The 14,117-nt window shown below is 62.1% G+C and carries 11 protein-coding genes; 5 read left to right on the forward strand and 6 right to left on the reverse strand.

The window, feature by feature from the left end:
- Nucleotides 1-118: 118 nt before the first annotated feature.
- Nucleotides 119-2,014 carry a long-chain-fatty-acid--CoA ligase gene (locus HF949_RS04015; protein ID WP_292898413.1) on the forward strand — a complete coding sequence of 632 codons (1,896 nt, stop codon included), beginning with the start codon at nt 119-121 and terminating at the stop codon, nt 2,012-2,014.
- Between the two features lie 257 nt (nt 2,015-2,271).
- On the opposite strand, the gene HF949_RS04020 is transcribed toward HF949_RS04015, so the two are convergent.
- Complete coding sequence (locus tag HF949_RS04020) at nt 2,272-3,165, reverse strand: N-acetylglucosamine kinase (protein WP_292898414.1); 894 nt, start codon at nt 3,163-3,165, stop codon at nt 2,272-2,274.
- Nucleotides 3,162-4,418, reverse strand: coding sequence for a UDP-N-acetylglucosamine 1-carboxyvinyltransferase (murA, locus tag HF949_RS04025; protein WP_292898415.1), 1,257 nt, complete (start codon nt 4,416-4,418; stop codon nt 3,162-3,164). The genes HF949_RS04020 and murA overlap by 4 nt, the downstream gene beginning before the upstream one ends.
- Nucleotides 4,419-4,584: 166 nt before the next feature.
- On the opposite strand from murA, the gene HF949_RS04030 reads away from it, so the two are divergent.
- Entirely contained in the window at nt 4,585-5,445 is an 861-nt protein-coding gene (locus tag HF949_RS04030) for a MurR/RpiR family transcriptional regulator (protein WP_292898416.1), read from the forward strand.
- 4 nt (nt 5,446-5,449) lie between these two features.
- On the opposite strand, the gene HF949_RS04035 is transcribed toward HF949_RS04030, so the two are convergent.
- On the reverse strand, nt 5,450-6,442 hold the full coding sequence (locus tag HF949_RS04035) for an AraC family transcriptional regulator (RefSeq protein WP_292898417.1): 993 nt from the start codon (nt 6,440-6,442) through the stop codon (nt 5,450-5,452).
- A gap of 162 nt (nt 6,443-6,604) precedes the next feature.
- On the opposite strand from HF949_RS04035, the gene HF949_RS04040 reads away from it, so the two are divergent.
- The 3 genes from HF949_RS04040 to pyrC all read left to right on the forward strand — a co-directional run bounded on the left by HF949_RS04040 (nt 6,605) and on the right by pyrC (nt 9,886).
- A complete protein-coding gene (locus HF949_RS04040; RefSeq protein ID WP_007008783.1) occupies nt 6,605-7,057 on the forward strand; it encodes a cupin domain-containing protein in 453 nt (150 codons plus the stop codon).
- A gap of 144 nt (nt 7,058-7,201) precedes the next feature.
- A complete protein-coding gene (locus HF949_RS04045; RefSeq protein WP_292898418.1) occupies nt 7,202-8,692 on the forward strand; it encodes a flavin-containing monooxygenase in 1,491 nt (496 codons plus the stop codon).
- 141 nt (nt 8,693-8,833) lie between these two features.
- Complete coding sequence (pyrC, locus tag HF949_RS04050) at nt 8,834-9,886, forward strand: dihydroorotase (RefSeq protein ID WP_292898419.1); 1,053 nt, start codon at nt 8,834-8,836, stop codon at nt 9,884-9,886.
- A gap of 2 nt (nt 9,887-9,888) precedes the next feature.
- On the opposite strand, the gene HF949_RS04055 is transcribed toward pyrC, so the two are convergent.
- From HF949_RS04055 to fdhF, 3 genes are all read right to left on the reverse strand, one after another.
- On the reverse strand, nt 9,889-10,134 hold the full coding sequence (locus HF949_RS04055; RefSeq protein ID WP_292898420.1) for a formate dehydrogenase subunit delta: 246 nt from the start codon (nt 10,132-10,134) through the stop codon (nt 9,889-9,891).
- Nucleotides 10,124-10,948, reverse strand: a complete 825-nt coding sequence (gene fdhD / locus HF949_RS04060) for a formate dehydrogenase accessory sulfurtransferase FdhD (protein ID WP_292898421.1) — start codon at nt 10,946-10,948, stop codon at nt 10,124-10,126. The genes HF949_RS04055 and fdhD overlap by 11 nt, the downstream gene beginning before the upstream one ends.
- Before the next feature lie 258 nt (nt 10,949-11,206).
- Nucleotides 11,207-14,110 (reverse strand): formate dehydrogenase subunit alpha, encoded by a 2,904-nt coding sequence (fdhF, locus tag HF949_RS04065; protein ID WP_292898422.1) that lies wholly within the window; start codon nt 14,108-14,110, stop codon nt 11,207-11,209.
- Nucleotides 14,111-14,117: the final 7 nt, after the last annotated feature.

The following is a 14,117-nucleotide window of genomic DNA, read 5'->3' on the forward strand; positions in this document are numbered from 1 at the left end:
AAGGGGGAGATCGTCATGATGCCGTGCGCTTGCCCAAACGTCGTGTGACGGTTGGTGTTGCGTCTGGTGTTACGTGAACGTAAACGTTATAACTGGTTTTTCTTTCTGGGAGGAGCAGTTGGCAAAACGCGCAAAGACGCCCGCCAAGGGTGAAGTGAAAGCAGCGCGCACCGCAAAGGGCGGATCGGGCAGCAAGACGTCAGCCAAGAAGACGGCATCTACAGCAAAAAAACCGGCCGCAAAATCGGCAGCCGGTTCATCAAAGAAGTCGGCACCGAAGGCAGCGGCAAAACCTGCGGCATCAGCCCGCAAGGCCGCGCCGAAAAAGGCAACGGCATCCCGCAGGTCCGAGATCGCACGGCCCTGGGTAAATCATTATCCCGAGGGCATTCCCGCCGAGATGGGAGACTTCCCGAACAATTCGCTTGGCGAATTGCTTGTAGACGCCTGCAAGAGCTTCGGTGATCGCCCTGCCTTCACGTGCATGGGCAAGTCATTGAGCTATAGCGACCTTGAGGAGATGTCGCGGCACTTCGCAGGCTATCTGCAAACTCTGGGGCTTAAACGCGGCGCACGCGTCGCGCTGATGATGCCCAATGTGCTGCAATATCCCGTCGCCATGATGGCTGTTCTGCGGGCCGGCTATGTGGTGGTCAATGTCAATCCCCTCTACACGCCGCGCGAGCTGGAACACCAGCTCAACGATGCCGGCGCGGAAGCCATCGTCATACTGGAAAATTTCGCCCACACGCTGGAAGCGATCGTGGAAAAAACGTCGGTCAAACACGTGGTCGTTGCCTCGATGGGCGAGCTTTTGGGGCTCAAGGGACACATCGTCAACTTCGTGGTCCGGCGCGTGAAAAAAATGGTGCCCGCCTGGTCGTTGCCGGGGCATGTCTCCTTCAGGGGGGCGGTCAAGAAGGGCGCTTCCAGTGGCTACAGGCCGGTGGAGATCGCGCTGTCCGACAATGCCTTCCTGCAGTATACGGGCGGCACGACCGGCGTCTCCAAGGGGGCGACGCTCACCCACAGCAATGTTCTGGCCAATGTAATCCAGAACGAGTTGTGGTTCCGCAGCGCCTATATCGACAGGCCGAAACCCGAAGCGCCGGTGCTGATCTGCGCCCTGCCGCTCTATCACATCTACGCGCTCACGGTGAACGCGCTGATGGGCATGAAGCTTGGCGGCAACAACGTGCTGATTCCCAATCCGCGCGACATTCCCGCTTTCGTGAAGGAGCTGCAGAAATACGACTTCCACATTTTCCCGGGGCTCAACACGCTGTTCAACGCGCTCCTGAACAATGAGGATTTCTGCAAGCTTCCCTTCAAGAGCCTGCTTGTCACCTTCGGCGGCGGAATGGCGGTGCAGCGCGCGGTCGCAGAACGCTGGCAGAAGCTGACGGGCTGCGTGATCTCGCAGGGCTATGGTCTGTCGGAAACCTCGCCCGTGGCCACGGTGAACAGCTTTGCGGCGAAGGAGTTCACCGGCACGATCGGCTATCCGATTTCCTCCACCGACGTCGTCATCCGCGACGATCACGGCAAGAACCTGCCTTTCGGCAAGGTCGGCGAGATCTGCATTCGCGGCCCGCAGGTGATGGCCGGCTACTGGAACCGGCCGGACGAGACCGCCAAGGTCATGACCGAGGATGGCTTTTTCCGCTCCGGCGACATGGGCACCATGGATGAGACCGGTCAGGTCACCATAGTTGACCGCAAGAAGGACATGATCGTTGTCTCCGGCTTCAAGGTCTTCCCCAACGAGGTGGAAGACGTAATCGCCAATCATCCGGGTGTTCTGGAGGCGGCGATTGTCGGCGTCGAGGATGAGCATTCCGGCGAGGTGCCGAAGCTCTTCGTGGTCCGAAAGGACGCGAATCTGACGGAAGAGGACCTCAAGAAGTTCTGCAAGGAGAACCTCACCGGTTACAAGCGCCCAAAATATATCGAGTTCCGCGACGATCTGCCGAAATCCAATGTCGGCAAGATCCTGCGAAAGGAACTGCGCTGAAACGGAAAGGCCCGCGCCCGGTTTGAATTGACCCTTAAGGTTGCGCGGGCCATTGTTTTCGTGGCTCTGGCGTTGTGCGTGGTTCGACAAGCTCACCATGAGGGAGGGTGAAGCTGGCGGGATCGGTGGCCACCGCTAGGAGCGTTTCATTTGCGTAGTCTCATGATCGGATTTCGCATGGCGCAACCAGCCACCTTCCTCATGGTGAGCTTGTCGAACCACGCACCGCGTTGATGCAACGCGGTTGCCCTGATCGTTTAAAGCGCCACCCGCCCCTCCGCCGCCCGGCGCGCGAGGATGATTGCGCCGTCCACCGCATCGCCGTCGGCGGGCTTCAGGCGGCGGCGCACATCGGGTGAGAGCCAGGGTTCCAGCGGGCCTGACAGCCCACCCAGAAGCGTGACACGCGGAGCGTTCTGATCAAACAGGGTGCGCACCAGCATGTCGATCTGCGCTGCCGCATTCTGCACGATGCGCCTGGCGGCGGCATCGCCCTGGTCGGCATGGCGCAGCACCATGGGCGCGAAGGTGGCATAGTCCGTGGCACTTGCCCGGTCCATCCAGGCCACCACTTCTGCCGGGTCATCGTCGAAGCGGCGCATCACTTCGGTCAGAAGCGCGCTTTGCGGAATGCGTCCGTCATGGCCCTGCAGTGCGGCACGCACGGCATTGAGGCCGATATCGGCACCGCTTCCCTCATCGGAAATCGGAAAACCGTAGCCGCCAATGCGCAGATGCTTTCCATCCACGATGCCAAGCCCCACCGAGCCGGTGCCGGCAATGGCGATGGCGCCATCGAGACCCGAATGCGCGCCAAGGCACGCCGTGTCGCTATCGCTGGCAAAGACGATGCTGGCGAAGGGGTGCGATAGCGCCTGAAACGCCTCGACGGCACCCTTGCGGCGCATGCCGGCAAGGCCGATCCCGGCATGAATGCGGGCGATCTCTGCCTCGCCAAAGCCCGCTTCCTCAACTGCGGCATCCACTGCGCGCCGGACCGAGGCCCAGGCCGCTTCAACGCCAAGCCTCGTGGTGGCCGGGCCGGAAAGCCCCTGCCCAAGCACGGCACCTGCTGCATCCTCGATGCGCGCGCGGCAGCCCGTGCCGCCACCATCGACACCGAGATAAAAATCGCTCTGACCGTCGCTCATGTCTGCAACCGTTCGATGACCGCGCCACATTGCGCCAGTTTGCGGTCAAGCTGCTCATAGCCTCGATCGATGTGGTAGACGCGGTTGATAATGGTTTCGCCTCTAGCGGCAAGGGCTGCGAGCACCAGGCAGACCGAGGCGCGCAGATCCGTCGCCATTACCTGCGCTCCTTTCAGCGCTTTGCCGCCCCGCACCACGGCGGTCGTGCCCTGTAGCGTGATATCGGCACCGAGCCGCGCCAGTTCCGGCACATGCATGAACCGGTTCTCGAAAATCGTCTCGCGGATGAGCGATGTTCCGTCGGCGCAGCAGGCGAGCGCCATGAACTGCGCCTGAAGGTCTGTCGGAAAGCCCGGATAGGGTTCCGTGGTGAGGTCGGTCGTGCGCAACGCTCCGCTTCTTGAAATCACCAGGCCCCGATCGCTCGGCCACACATTCACGCCCATCACCTCAAGCGCCTGGATCACGGCAGCGAGGTTTTCCATGCGCGCGTTCACCAGTTCCAGCGCCCCGCCGGTGATGGCCGCAGCCACCGCATAGGTGCCCGCCTCGATGCGATCGGGGATGACGTGGTGCGCGGCGGCCTTCCAGTCGGTGCCGCCCTCGATGATGATGCGATGCGTTCCCGCTCCCTCGATCTTCGCGCCCATGGCGTTGAGGCAGGCGGCGAGGTCCGCCACTTCCGGTTCGCGCGCCGCATTCAGGATTTCGGTTTCGCCGCGCGCGGCAGTGGCCGCCATCATGGCCGTCTCCGTCGCGCCCACCGAGGGCGAACTCAGGATGACCCGCGTGCCCTTCAGCCCACCGGCTGCACGAGCCACGATCAGCCCGCCCTCAATGCCGATCTCCGCGCCCAGCATTTCGAGGGCTTTCAGGTGCATGTCCACCGGACGCGCGCCGATGGCGCAGCCACCCGGCAAAGAGACCCGCGCCTCGCCGAACCGCGCAAGCAATGGCCCGAGAAACAGGACCGTGGCCCGCATCCGCCGCACCGTTTCATAGGAGACTTCGCATGAAACCATCGCGCTGGCGTCGATCACCGCCGTGTGGGCGTTGCGCGTTACCGACGCCCCGTAAAGTTCGGCGACCCGGAGCATGTTCTCCACATCGGAGACCAGCGGCAGGTTCGACAGCTCCAGCGGTTGGGGGCTCAACAGCGCGGCGGCGATTTGCGGCAGCGCCGCATTCTTTGCCCCGGCAATGGTGACGGCGCCCTGAAGCGGCATACCGCCTGTTATTATCAGTCTGTCCATGATTGCGGTTCCGGAAACACCGTGTGGCGAAGTTACAGTTTCTATTGGCAAATTCCTTTGATCAAGCCCTTTTGGGAATATATTATTCCAGTCTTCAATTCCTACGGGATTCCCATCGCGGCGAAACTCATTTAGTTTTCGCCCGACAGTTCCTCGAAAGGAAGCCATGTCTGTCCTGAAGATCATCGACGCGCAGCTTGAGACCATGGCCCCGGCGGACCGGCAGATCGGCCGGTTCATCGTCGACCATCCCGACCGTGTGCTCAGGCTCTCTTCCGCCGCTCTGGCGGAAGAGACTGGCCGTAGCCAGTCGAGCGTGGTGAAGTTCAGCCAAAAGCTTGGTTTCTCCGGTTATCAGGATCTGAAGCTCGCGGTCAGCAAGGCCAAGGCGCAGGAATGGCAGGTGCCGCCGGGCATGATCCACTCCACCATCGAGATCGGCGACAGCCACGCCACGATTTCGCAAAAACTGATCTCAAGCAAGCTTCTCTCCATGCAGCAGACCATCGCCGCCAATCACGAGCCGGAGATCGCCCGAGCGCTTGAGGCGCTTGACGGCGCGCGCCGCATACACATTGCAGGGGTTGGCGCATCCTCGCTGGTGGCGCGCGACTTTTCCTACAAGCTGCAAAAGCTCGGTCGCAATGCGCTGCATGACAGCGACAGCCACGTCCAGATGGCCAATGTCTCCTCTCTGGGGGAAGAGGATGTGCTCTTTGCACTCTCCTATTCCGGCACCAGCATCGAGACGGTGCGCATTGCCGAGCTTGCAAAGGCGCGCGGAGCAACTGTCATCTCCGTCACCGGCTTGCAGCAGAACCCGCTGATGCGCGTTGCCGACATTCGCCTGCACACGGTCGCAGACGAGGAACGCGTGCGCTCCTCCGCCATCACGTCGCGCGATGCGCAGCTCACTTTGATGGACTTCCTGTTCATCCTCATCCTGCAGCGCCAGCCGGATGCGAACGACTATGTCCACAACAGCGAAGCGTCGGTGTCCGCGCTGAAGATGTCGGCGTCGAAATAGAAGCTCAGTAGGTGGCTCTGCGGGCTGTCTCGCTGGGGCGCTCACCGAAGGTCTTGCGGTAGTCGGCGGCAAAGCGCCCGAGATGGGTGAACCCCCAGCGCAGTGCGGTCTCCGTTACCGAAATCTCGCCCTGTGCGTTCTCCAGATCGAATCGCACCCGACGCAGGCGCTCAAGCGTCAGCGCGTGCATGGGCGACATGCCGTGCGTACGCTTGTAGGCAAGCTGCAGCGCCCGCGCGCCGACACCGGATGCCGCCGCGATGTCGGTCAGGGTGATCGGGCGGTGCGCATTCTCCCTGATGAACGCGTCGGCCCGCTTCACCTGCCGCGGCGCCGCCTCCTGCTTTGTGTCAAAGAAAGCGGAGAGGTTGTGCGGCTGGAGCCTCAGAAGCGCCTCGAGAATACGCTGCTCGTGGAACGCGGCGCAGAGGTTCAGAACCTGCTTTTCGGGCTTGTTGGCGGCGCAGAACATCGCATTGACCAGATTGCGCCATGAAGCAAGCTCCGGCCGGGTGAAATCGATCACCGGATCGAACACCACAGGTCCCGGCAGCGGGCGCTCGCAGAGCTGCTCGGCAAAACCCATGAACGAGGCTTTGGGGATCTGCACCAGAACCTGCTCACAGCCGGCCCACCAGCGCATGGAGGTTTCGCGGTCGGCATTGAGCAGCGCCGCCCTGTCGCCATCGCTCAGGAATTCGTTCCGGTTGTGTTTGATCGTCGCGCAGCCGGAAATCGGAATCTGTATGAGATAGAAGGTTTCGAGCGCGCCGGGGTCGATCAGAACATCGGCGCCGTAGCTGATATAGTTGAGGGAAACGAGGAGGCCCGGCTGGTGGTTTTGCACCGCGCGAAACCGTCCGCCACCGACCACTTCCAGCCGGTGGTTGCAGAATTTCCGGGCAACCTTCTCCCGTGCACAGTCCAGATCGTCCGTTTGAAAAAGGGCGTGGCTGGACAACGGGCGGTCGCCCCACTCCTCCCGGGCGATCACCATTCCCGGAGTTTAGCAGGTGTTTTGGTTTCTCCAAGATTTGTCCTGGTTTCTCGCCAAAACCGATCTGTTTTTTTCGTTTTTCGGATATTTGGTTCAGTTTCCGGATATTTTTCCCGATCGCTTCCGGGCACCATGAAACTCCGTGATAAAGGGAGGAAAATCATGGAAAAGGAACTCGAAAAAGGCGTCACCGCAAACGGTGAGGGCTATGCCGGCAAGGAATGGAACATTCTCGGACAGGTCTATTTTCCCAAGGCCACCTGCGATTCCACTTTCGCCTTTGAAACCAACAGCGACCCGGGCCAGTTCGTGCCGGTTCATGTTCATCCCACGCAGGAAGAGTTCATTCTGGTGCAGGAAGGCGAGCTGGATCTGAAGCTCGACGGCAAGTGGATGAAGGCGAAGGCCGGTGATCTGGTGCGCATGCCGCGCGGCGTACCGCATGGCTATTTCAACAAGTCCGACAAGCCGGCCCGCGCGCTCTTCTGGGTTTCGCCGGCGCGCAAGCTCGAAGCGCTGTTCGAGACGCTGCACAACATGACCGACCCGGAAGAGGTGGTGAAGGTCTCGGCGCTTCACGAAGTTGATTTCCTGCCACCGGAAGCAAACGACTAGCGCCAGGCGCTTTGGCCGGCTCGGGGTTGGGCCGGCCCACAGACCCGATAACAATCGAGGCCGGCAAGGGACCTTTGGCGACGTGGCAACACGCGGCGCGGGGAGGCGCGCGTCCAGAATTTGCCGGACGGGAGGAACAACGTCATGACAAAACGAAAGCATGTCTGCGTAATCGGCGCCGGCGTCAGCGGCCTTGCCGCCGCCCGCTCGTTCAAGAAGCGCGGCCACCGGGTAACCGTGCTTGAGCGCAGCCACGAACTGGGCGGCGTCTGGGAGCCCTCACGCTCCTATCCGGATGTGCAGACGCAGAGCCCCAAGGATCTCTATCGCTACACCGACAAGGCGATGCCGAAGGATTTTCCCGAATGGCCGAAGGGTCCGCAGGTTTTTTCCTATCTGTCGGACTATGCAGACGACCATGGTCTGCGCCCGCTGATCCGTTTCAACACTGCGGTCTCGGCCATGCGCCGGCGCGACGATGGCAAACCCGGCTGGGAGCTCGATCTCGAAATGGCGAATGGCGAGAAAACCAGCGAAGCTTTTGATTTTGTCGCCGTCTGCACCGGCCAGTTCAGTGAGAAGAACATCCTCACCCATCCCGGGCAGGAAGAGTTCGAGGCAGAAGGCGGCGCGGTGATCCATTCTTCCGAATACACCGATCCGGCCATGGTGAAGGGCATGAACGTCACGGTTCTCGGCTTCTCGAAATCGGCGACCGACATTGCCGTGAGCGCGGTGAAATCGGGCGCGGCTTCGGTCACCATCGTCTATCTGGAATCGGTCTGGCGCATTCCCTACTTCGTCGGCGGGCTGATCAACTTCAAGCGCATCCTTTATATCCGCGCGCAGGAAAAGATGTTTCCGGGCTGGAGCCGGAGCGGCTTCGCCCGCTTCAACCATGCCGTTGCCCGGCCCTTCATCTGGGCGCACTGGCGCGCGCTGGAAGCGCTTCTGACCGTGCAGCTCAAGCTCAACAAGACCGGGCTGAAGCCGAAAGAACCCATCGAGAGAGGCGTGAACTGCTCGGTTCCCATCGCCACGCCGGGCTTTTTCGAGATGGTGGCAGACGGGCGCATCAAGGCCGTGCAGGGCACCTTTGCGAACTATGAGCCCGGCGCGATAAGACTGACCGGAGGTGAAGTCATCAAATCCGACATGGCGATCCTCGCCGTTGGCTGGAAACTCGGCGTTCCCTATCTGCCGGCGGAATACCGCGAAAAGCTGGTAGAGCCGGACGGGCAGTACCGGCTCTATCGCCTGATTGCCAATCCGGACATTCCCGATCTCGGCTTTGTCGGTTTCAACTCGTCTTTCTGCACCGTTCTGTGCGCCGATCTCGCCGCCGAATGGCTGGTGCGCTACGCGGACGGAAAACTGGCGAAACAACCGACCCCGGACGAAATGCGCACCAACATGGACATGATGCTCCACTGGCGACGCAACGAGCGACCGGCCGCGAAAATCTATGGCGGCCTGTGCGTGGCACCCTATCACTTCAAGCATTTCGACGAGCTGATCGACGACATGGGCGCGCAGGTGAAACGCCGCAACCCGCTGGCGGAAAATCTCTCGCCTCCGGATGCCGATGCCTATGCACGCTATCTGCGCTCCGCACCTGATTATCAGGTGGCGTGAGGCAGCGCCGCGCCGGCCTCCTCCCCGGCGCGGCCCGGCCCCCATCTCTTTGACACACCCTTGAAATCCATGGCGGCATGGGCGAAGGAAAAGGAAGCGCAGACCGTGCGCACCGATTTTTCCTGCCGGAGTAGACGTTCCGTGAAAACCCTGACCATCCGCCGCCCCGACGACTGGCATCTGCATCTGCGCGACGGCGCGGTTCTGGAGGCGGTTCTGCCGCATTCTTCCGCCGATTTCGCCCGCGCGATCATCATGCCCAATCTGGTGCCGCCGGTGGTGACGGTGAAAGACGCGCTCGCCTACCGCGACCGCATCATGGCGGCAAAGCCCGAGGGGCATGATTTCACGCCGCTGATGACGCTCTACCTGACTGAGCAGACGGATGCAGATGATGTCGCCGCCGGCCACCGCGACGGGCACATCACGGCGGTGAAGCTTTATCCGGCAGGTGCGACCACCAATTCCCAGAGCGGCGTGCGCGATCTCATGAAGGTGCAGCCGGTGCTGGAGCGCATGGCCGAGATTGGCCTGCCGCTGTGCGTGCATGGTGAGGTGACGGACGCCTCCATCGACATTTTCGACCGCGAAGCCGTGTTCATCGAGCGGGTGCTCAATCCGCTGCGTGAACGTCTGCCCGAGCTCAGGGTGATCATGGAGCATGTGACCACGAAGAACGGGGTCGACTACGTTCAGAGCGCGGAGAAGAACCTCGCCGCCTCACTCACCACCCATCATCTGATCATCAACCGGAACGCCATTCTCGCTGGCGGCATCCGTCCGCATTACTATTGCCTGCCCGTCGCCAAGCGAGAGGAACACCGGCTGGCGCTGCGCAAGGCTGCGACGTCGGGCGACAGACGCTTTTTTCTGGGAACCGATTCGGCGCCGCACCTCGACCCGGCCAAGGAATCGGCCTGCGGCTGTGCCGGCATCTACACCTCCATCAACACCATGTCGTGCCTGGCGCATGTGTTCGAGGAAGAGGGCGCACTGGACAAACTGGAGACCTTCGCCTCTCTCAACGGCCCTGCCTATTATGGTCTGCCTGCCAATGAAGACACCATCACGCTTGTTCGCCGTGATGAGCCTGTGGAGTTTCCCAAATCCGTCTACAGCTCAGACGGCACGATCACCGTGTTTGATCCCATGTTCCCGTTGCATTGGGTGGTAGAGAAACAGCCGGCCGGCTGACATCAGGCGGCCTTGGGCCGATTGATCGTTTGCGATGCTTCCAGAACGAGCGGGGAAAGCCCGTCGCCGCCCATCTCGATGATTTCGAAAAGGCGGCCGCGCATGCGCGGCTCCCAGAACTTGTTGATGTGATCTGCAACACCGGCGGCACGCTCCGCTTCGGGCTGCGAGGTGAAGAATGTGGCGATCTGGTTGGCCATGTAGACGAGATGCTCGTCGCCGGATTTGAACTTTTCGTCATGCGACATGTCTGGCCGCTCCAATGGTCACGCGTTCGGGGTGGGTGAAAATGTCGAACTCCTCGCCGCGAACAAGAGCGACAAGGGTCATGCCGGCGGTTTCCGCCGTGCGGATGGCCAGCGCTGTCGGGGCTGATACGGCAGCAATGAGCGGCGCGCCGATGGCGGCGGTTTTCTGAACCATCTCCACCGAAACGCGGGAGGTGACGATCACCGCGCCGGTGCTGCGATCAATGCCAGCCTTGACGAGCGCGCCGGCCAGCTTGTCGAGCGCATTGTGCCGGCCCACATCCTCGCGCGCGGCAATAATGCCCTTGCCCGGGATGTAGAAACCGGCTGCATGAACAGCACCCGTGGCTCTGTGAAGCTCCTGATGCTGGTGCAGATCGCCCACGGCACCGGTGATCTCGGCGGCCGTGAAGCGCTGCGCGGACGCAGTTTCCGGCACGGAGCGCATGGCTTCCTCGATGCTCTCGATTCCACAAAGGCCGCAACCGACCGGACCGGCCAGCCGCCTGCGCCGCGCCTCGAAGCGGGTGTTGGCCGCATCGCGCAGGCGGATCTGCAGGTCGATGCCGGGACCGAGCTCCTGCACGGTGATGGAGTCGATTTCATCGGCGCTGGAGATGATGCCTTCCGTGACGCTGAAACCGAGCGCAAAGTCTTCAAGGTCGGCGGGTGTCGCCATCATCACGGCATGGGTGGTGCCGCCATAGGAGAGCGCGACGGGCGTTTCCTCGGGCACGGTTCGCGGGGTGACTTTCGTTCCGCCGGTGCGGCGGGCCGTTCTTGAAACGCGGGCTGTGGCGGGAGGGTGAGTCATGGCCGGATGGCCCCTTCAACGCCTGGCCGGAGACAGGGCGACAGCCTAGACGAAGGCCCCCTTCTCCCGGTGTGCTGGGAGAAAGTCCCGGCAGGGGGATGAGGGGCAAGCGTCAACGTTTGACAATCACATTTCGAAGCAGCGATCTCATCAACGGGTGGCGCTCGCCCCTCATCCTCACCTTCTCCCTGCTTGCGGGGAGAAAGGGGCCGATAGGTTGGCGCATCCCTGATCACACCACCGCCAGCAAACATTACACTACTCCGCCGCCTCGACATGTACGATGCGGCGGCTCTGGCGGGCGTGTTCCTCGTAGTCTTCCTGCCACTCGGTCGGGCCGTTGGAGGGCGAAACCTGCACCGCCGTGACCTTGTATTCGGGGCAGTTGGTGGCCCAGTCGGAATATTCGGTCGTCACCACATTGGCCTGCGTGGCCGGGTGGTGGAAAGTGGTGTAGACGACGCCCGGCGCAACGCGCTCGGTGATGGTGGCGCGCAGGCTCGTCTCGCCGGAGCGGCTCTTGAGCTTCACCCAGTCGCCCTCGCGGATGCCGCGATTCTCGGCGTCGAACGGATGGATCTCCAGGAGATCCTCGTCGTGCCAGACGACATTCTCCGTGCGGCGCGTCTGTGCGCCGACATTGTATTGCGAGAGGATGCGCCCGGTGGTGAGCAGCAGCGGGAAGCGCGGGCCGACCTTTTCGTCGGTGGCGACATAGGCGGTGCGCACGAACTTGCCCTTGCCGCGCACAAAGCCGTCGATATGCATGACGGGCGTGCCGGTGGGAGCCTTCTCGTTGCACGGCCACTGGACCGAACCTTCCTTTTCCAGAAGCTCATAGGTCACGCCGGCGAAGCTTGGCGTGGTGGCCGCGATCTCGGCCATGATCTCGGAAGGATGGGTGTAGTTCCAGTTCTGGCCCAGCGCGCGGGCCATGTCCTGCGTGACCTCCCAGTCGGCATAGCCGTTCTTGGGCTCCATCACCTTGCGGACGCGATTGATGCGGCGTTCGGCATTGGTGAAGGTACCGTCCTTCTCAAGGAAGGTCGAGCCCGGCAGGAACACATGGGCGTAATTGGCGGTTTCGTTCAGGAAGAGGTCGTGAACGATGACGCATTCCATCGCCTCAAGCCCAGCCGCCACATGGTGCGTGTTGGGATCGGACTGGAGAATGTCCTCGCCCTGCACGTAAAGCGCCTTGAAGGAGCCATCGACGGCGGCGTCGAGCATGTTGGGGATGCGCAGACCCGGCTCGTTGTCGAGCTTCACGCCCCACAGGCTCTCATAGATGGCGCGGGTCGCATCCTCGGAGATGTGGCGGTAGCCCGGCATCTCGTGTGGGAAGGAGCCCATGTCGCAGGAGCCCTGCACATTGTTCTGGCCGCGCAGCGGGTTCACGCCCACGCCCGGCCGGCCGATATTGCCGGTTGCCATGGCGAGGTTGGCGATGGCCATGACGGTGGTGGAGCCCTGGCTGTGCTCGGTGACGCCGAGGCCGTAATAGATTGCGCCGTTTCCGCCGGTGGCATAGAGACGCGCCGCGCCGCGGATCAGCTCCGCCGAAACACCGGACATTTTTTCCACGGCCTCGGGGCTGTTTTCCGGCTGGAGAACGAAGCTCGCCCAGTCCTGGAACTCGTCCCAGTCGCAGCGCTCGCGGATGAAGGCCTCGTCGAACAGGCCCTCCGACACGATCACATGGGCAAGAGCTGTCAGAACGGCGACATTGGTGCCGGGCTTCAAGGGCAAGTGATAGCTTGCCTCCACATGGGGCGTGCGCACGAGGTCGATGCGGCGTGGGTCGAGGACGATCAGCTTCGCGCCTTCACGCAACCGCTTCTTCAGCCGGGAGGCGAACACGGGATGGCCGTCGGTCGGGTTTGCGCCGATCACCAGAACCACATCGGAATGTTCGACCGAATCGAAATCCTGTGTGCCTGCAGAGGTGCCAAAGGTGGTCTTCAGGCCATAGCCGGTGGGCGAGTGGCAGACGCGGGCGCAGGTGTCGACATTGTTGTTGCCGAAGACCTGACGCACCAGTTTCTGGACGAGATAGGTCTCTTCATTGGTGCAGCGCGACGAGGTGATGCCACCGACCGATCCCCGGCCATACTTCTTCTGAATGCGGCCGATCTCGCTGCCAATATGGGCATAGACCTCTTCCCACGAGACCTCGCGCCACGGGTCGGTGATCTTCTCGCGGATCATCGGATTAAGGATGCGGTCCCTGTGGGTGGCGTAGCCATAGGCAAAACGGCCCTTCACGCAGGAATGGCCGCGATTGGCCTTGCCATCCTTGTAGGGCACCATGCGGACGACTTCCTCGCCCTTCATCTCCGCCTTGAACGAGCAGCCGACACCGCAATAGGCGCAGGTGGTGACGGCGGAGCGATCTGGCATGCCCATCTCGATGATGGACTTTTCCTGAAGCGCACCGGTGGGGCAGGCCTGCACGCAGGCGCCACAGGACACGCATTCCGACTGCAGGAAGGGCTCGTCCATGCCGGCGGTGATGCGGCTTTCAAAGCCACGGCCTTCCACCGTCAGGGCGAAGGTGCCCTGCTGTTCCTCACAGGCGCGAACGCAGAGCGAGCAGACGATGCATTTCGACGGATCGTAGGCAAAATAGGGGTTGGAAACGTCCAGTTCCTTGAAGTTCACCCCGTGCTCGCCGATTGGCGAGGGTTCGAGGTGGTTTGCCCCTTCATCGCCATAGCGGTTCTGCTTCAGGCCGACGGTCTCGGCCATATTCGCCATCTCGCAGTCGCCGGCGGCACAGGCCGCGCAGTCTTCCGGATGGTCGGACATGTAGAGTTCCATCACGCCGCGGCGGATGGTGTTGAGGCGGTCGGTCTGAGTGTTGACAGAAATGCCGTCCATCGCCGGTGTGGTGCAGGAGGCGGGCGTACCGCCCTTGCCCTCGATCTCGACAAGGCAGAGGCGGCAGGAGCCGAAGCTTTTCACCATGTCGTTGGCGCAGAGCTTCGGGACGGCGATGCCGGCCTCGCGCGCGGCGCGCATGATCGACGTGCCTTCCGGAACGGTGACAGACTGGCCATCGATGGTCAGCGTTACCGTCTTGTCAGAGCGGACAGCGGGGGTGCCGTAGTCGATTTCTTCTACGAAACGCTTGTCGGTTCCACGTTCTTGAGTTCCACACATGGTGTCC

It is taken from the genome of Nitratireductor sp. (assembly GCF_017794765.1).
GTDB lineage: Bacteria > Pseudomonadota > Alphaproteobacteria > Rhizobiales > Rhizobiaceae > Nitratireductor.

Excerpts from the sequence above, each read along its gene's own strand:
- HF949_RS04020 (WP_292898414.1), bottom strand. The coding sequence starts at position 3,165 with ATGAGCGACGGTCAGAGCGATTTTTATCTCGGTGTCGATGGTGGCGGC.
- murA (WP_292898415.1), bottom strand. The coding sequence starts at position 4,418 with ATGGACAGACTGATAATAACAGGCGGTATGCCGCTTCAGGGCGCCGTC.
- HF949_RS04030 (WP_292898416.1), top strand. The coding sequence starts at position 4,585 with ATGTCTGTCCTGAAGATCATCGACGCGCAGCTTGAGACCATGGCCCCG.
- HF949_RS04035 (WP_292898417.1), bottom strand. The coding sequence starts at position 6,442 with ATGGTGATCGCCCGGGAGGAGTGGGGCGACCGCCCGTTGTCCAGCCAC.
- HF949_RS04040 (WP_007008783.1), top strand. The coding sequence starts at position 6,605 with ATGGAAAAGGAACTCGAAAAAGGCGTCACCGCAAACGGTGAGGGCTAT.
- HF949_RS04045 (WP_292898418.1), top strand. The coding sequence starts at position 7,202 with ATGACAAAACGAAAGCATGTCTGCGTAATCGGCGCCGGCGTCAGCGGC.
- HF949_RS04055 (WP_292898420.1), bottom strand. The coding sequence starts at position 10,134 with ATGTCGCATGACGAAAAGTTCAAATCCGGCGACGAGCATCTCGTCTAC.
- fdhD (WP_292898421.1), bottom strand. The coding sequence starts at position 10,948 with ATGACTCACCCTCCCGCCACAGCCCGCGTTTCAAGAACGGCCCGCCGC.
- fdhF (WP_292898422.1), bottom strand. The coding sequence starts at position 14,110 with ATGTGTGGAACTCAAGAACGTGGAACCGACAAGCGTTTCGTAGAAGAA.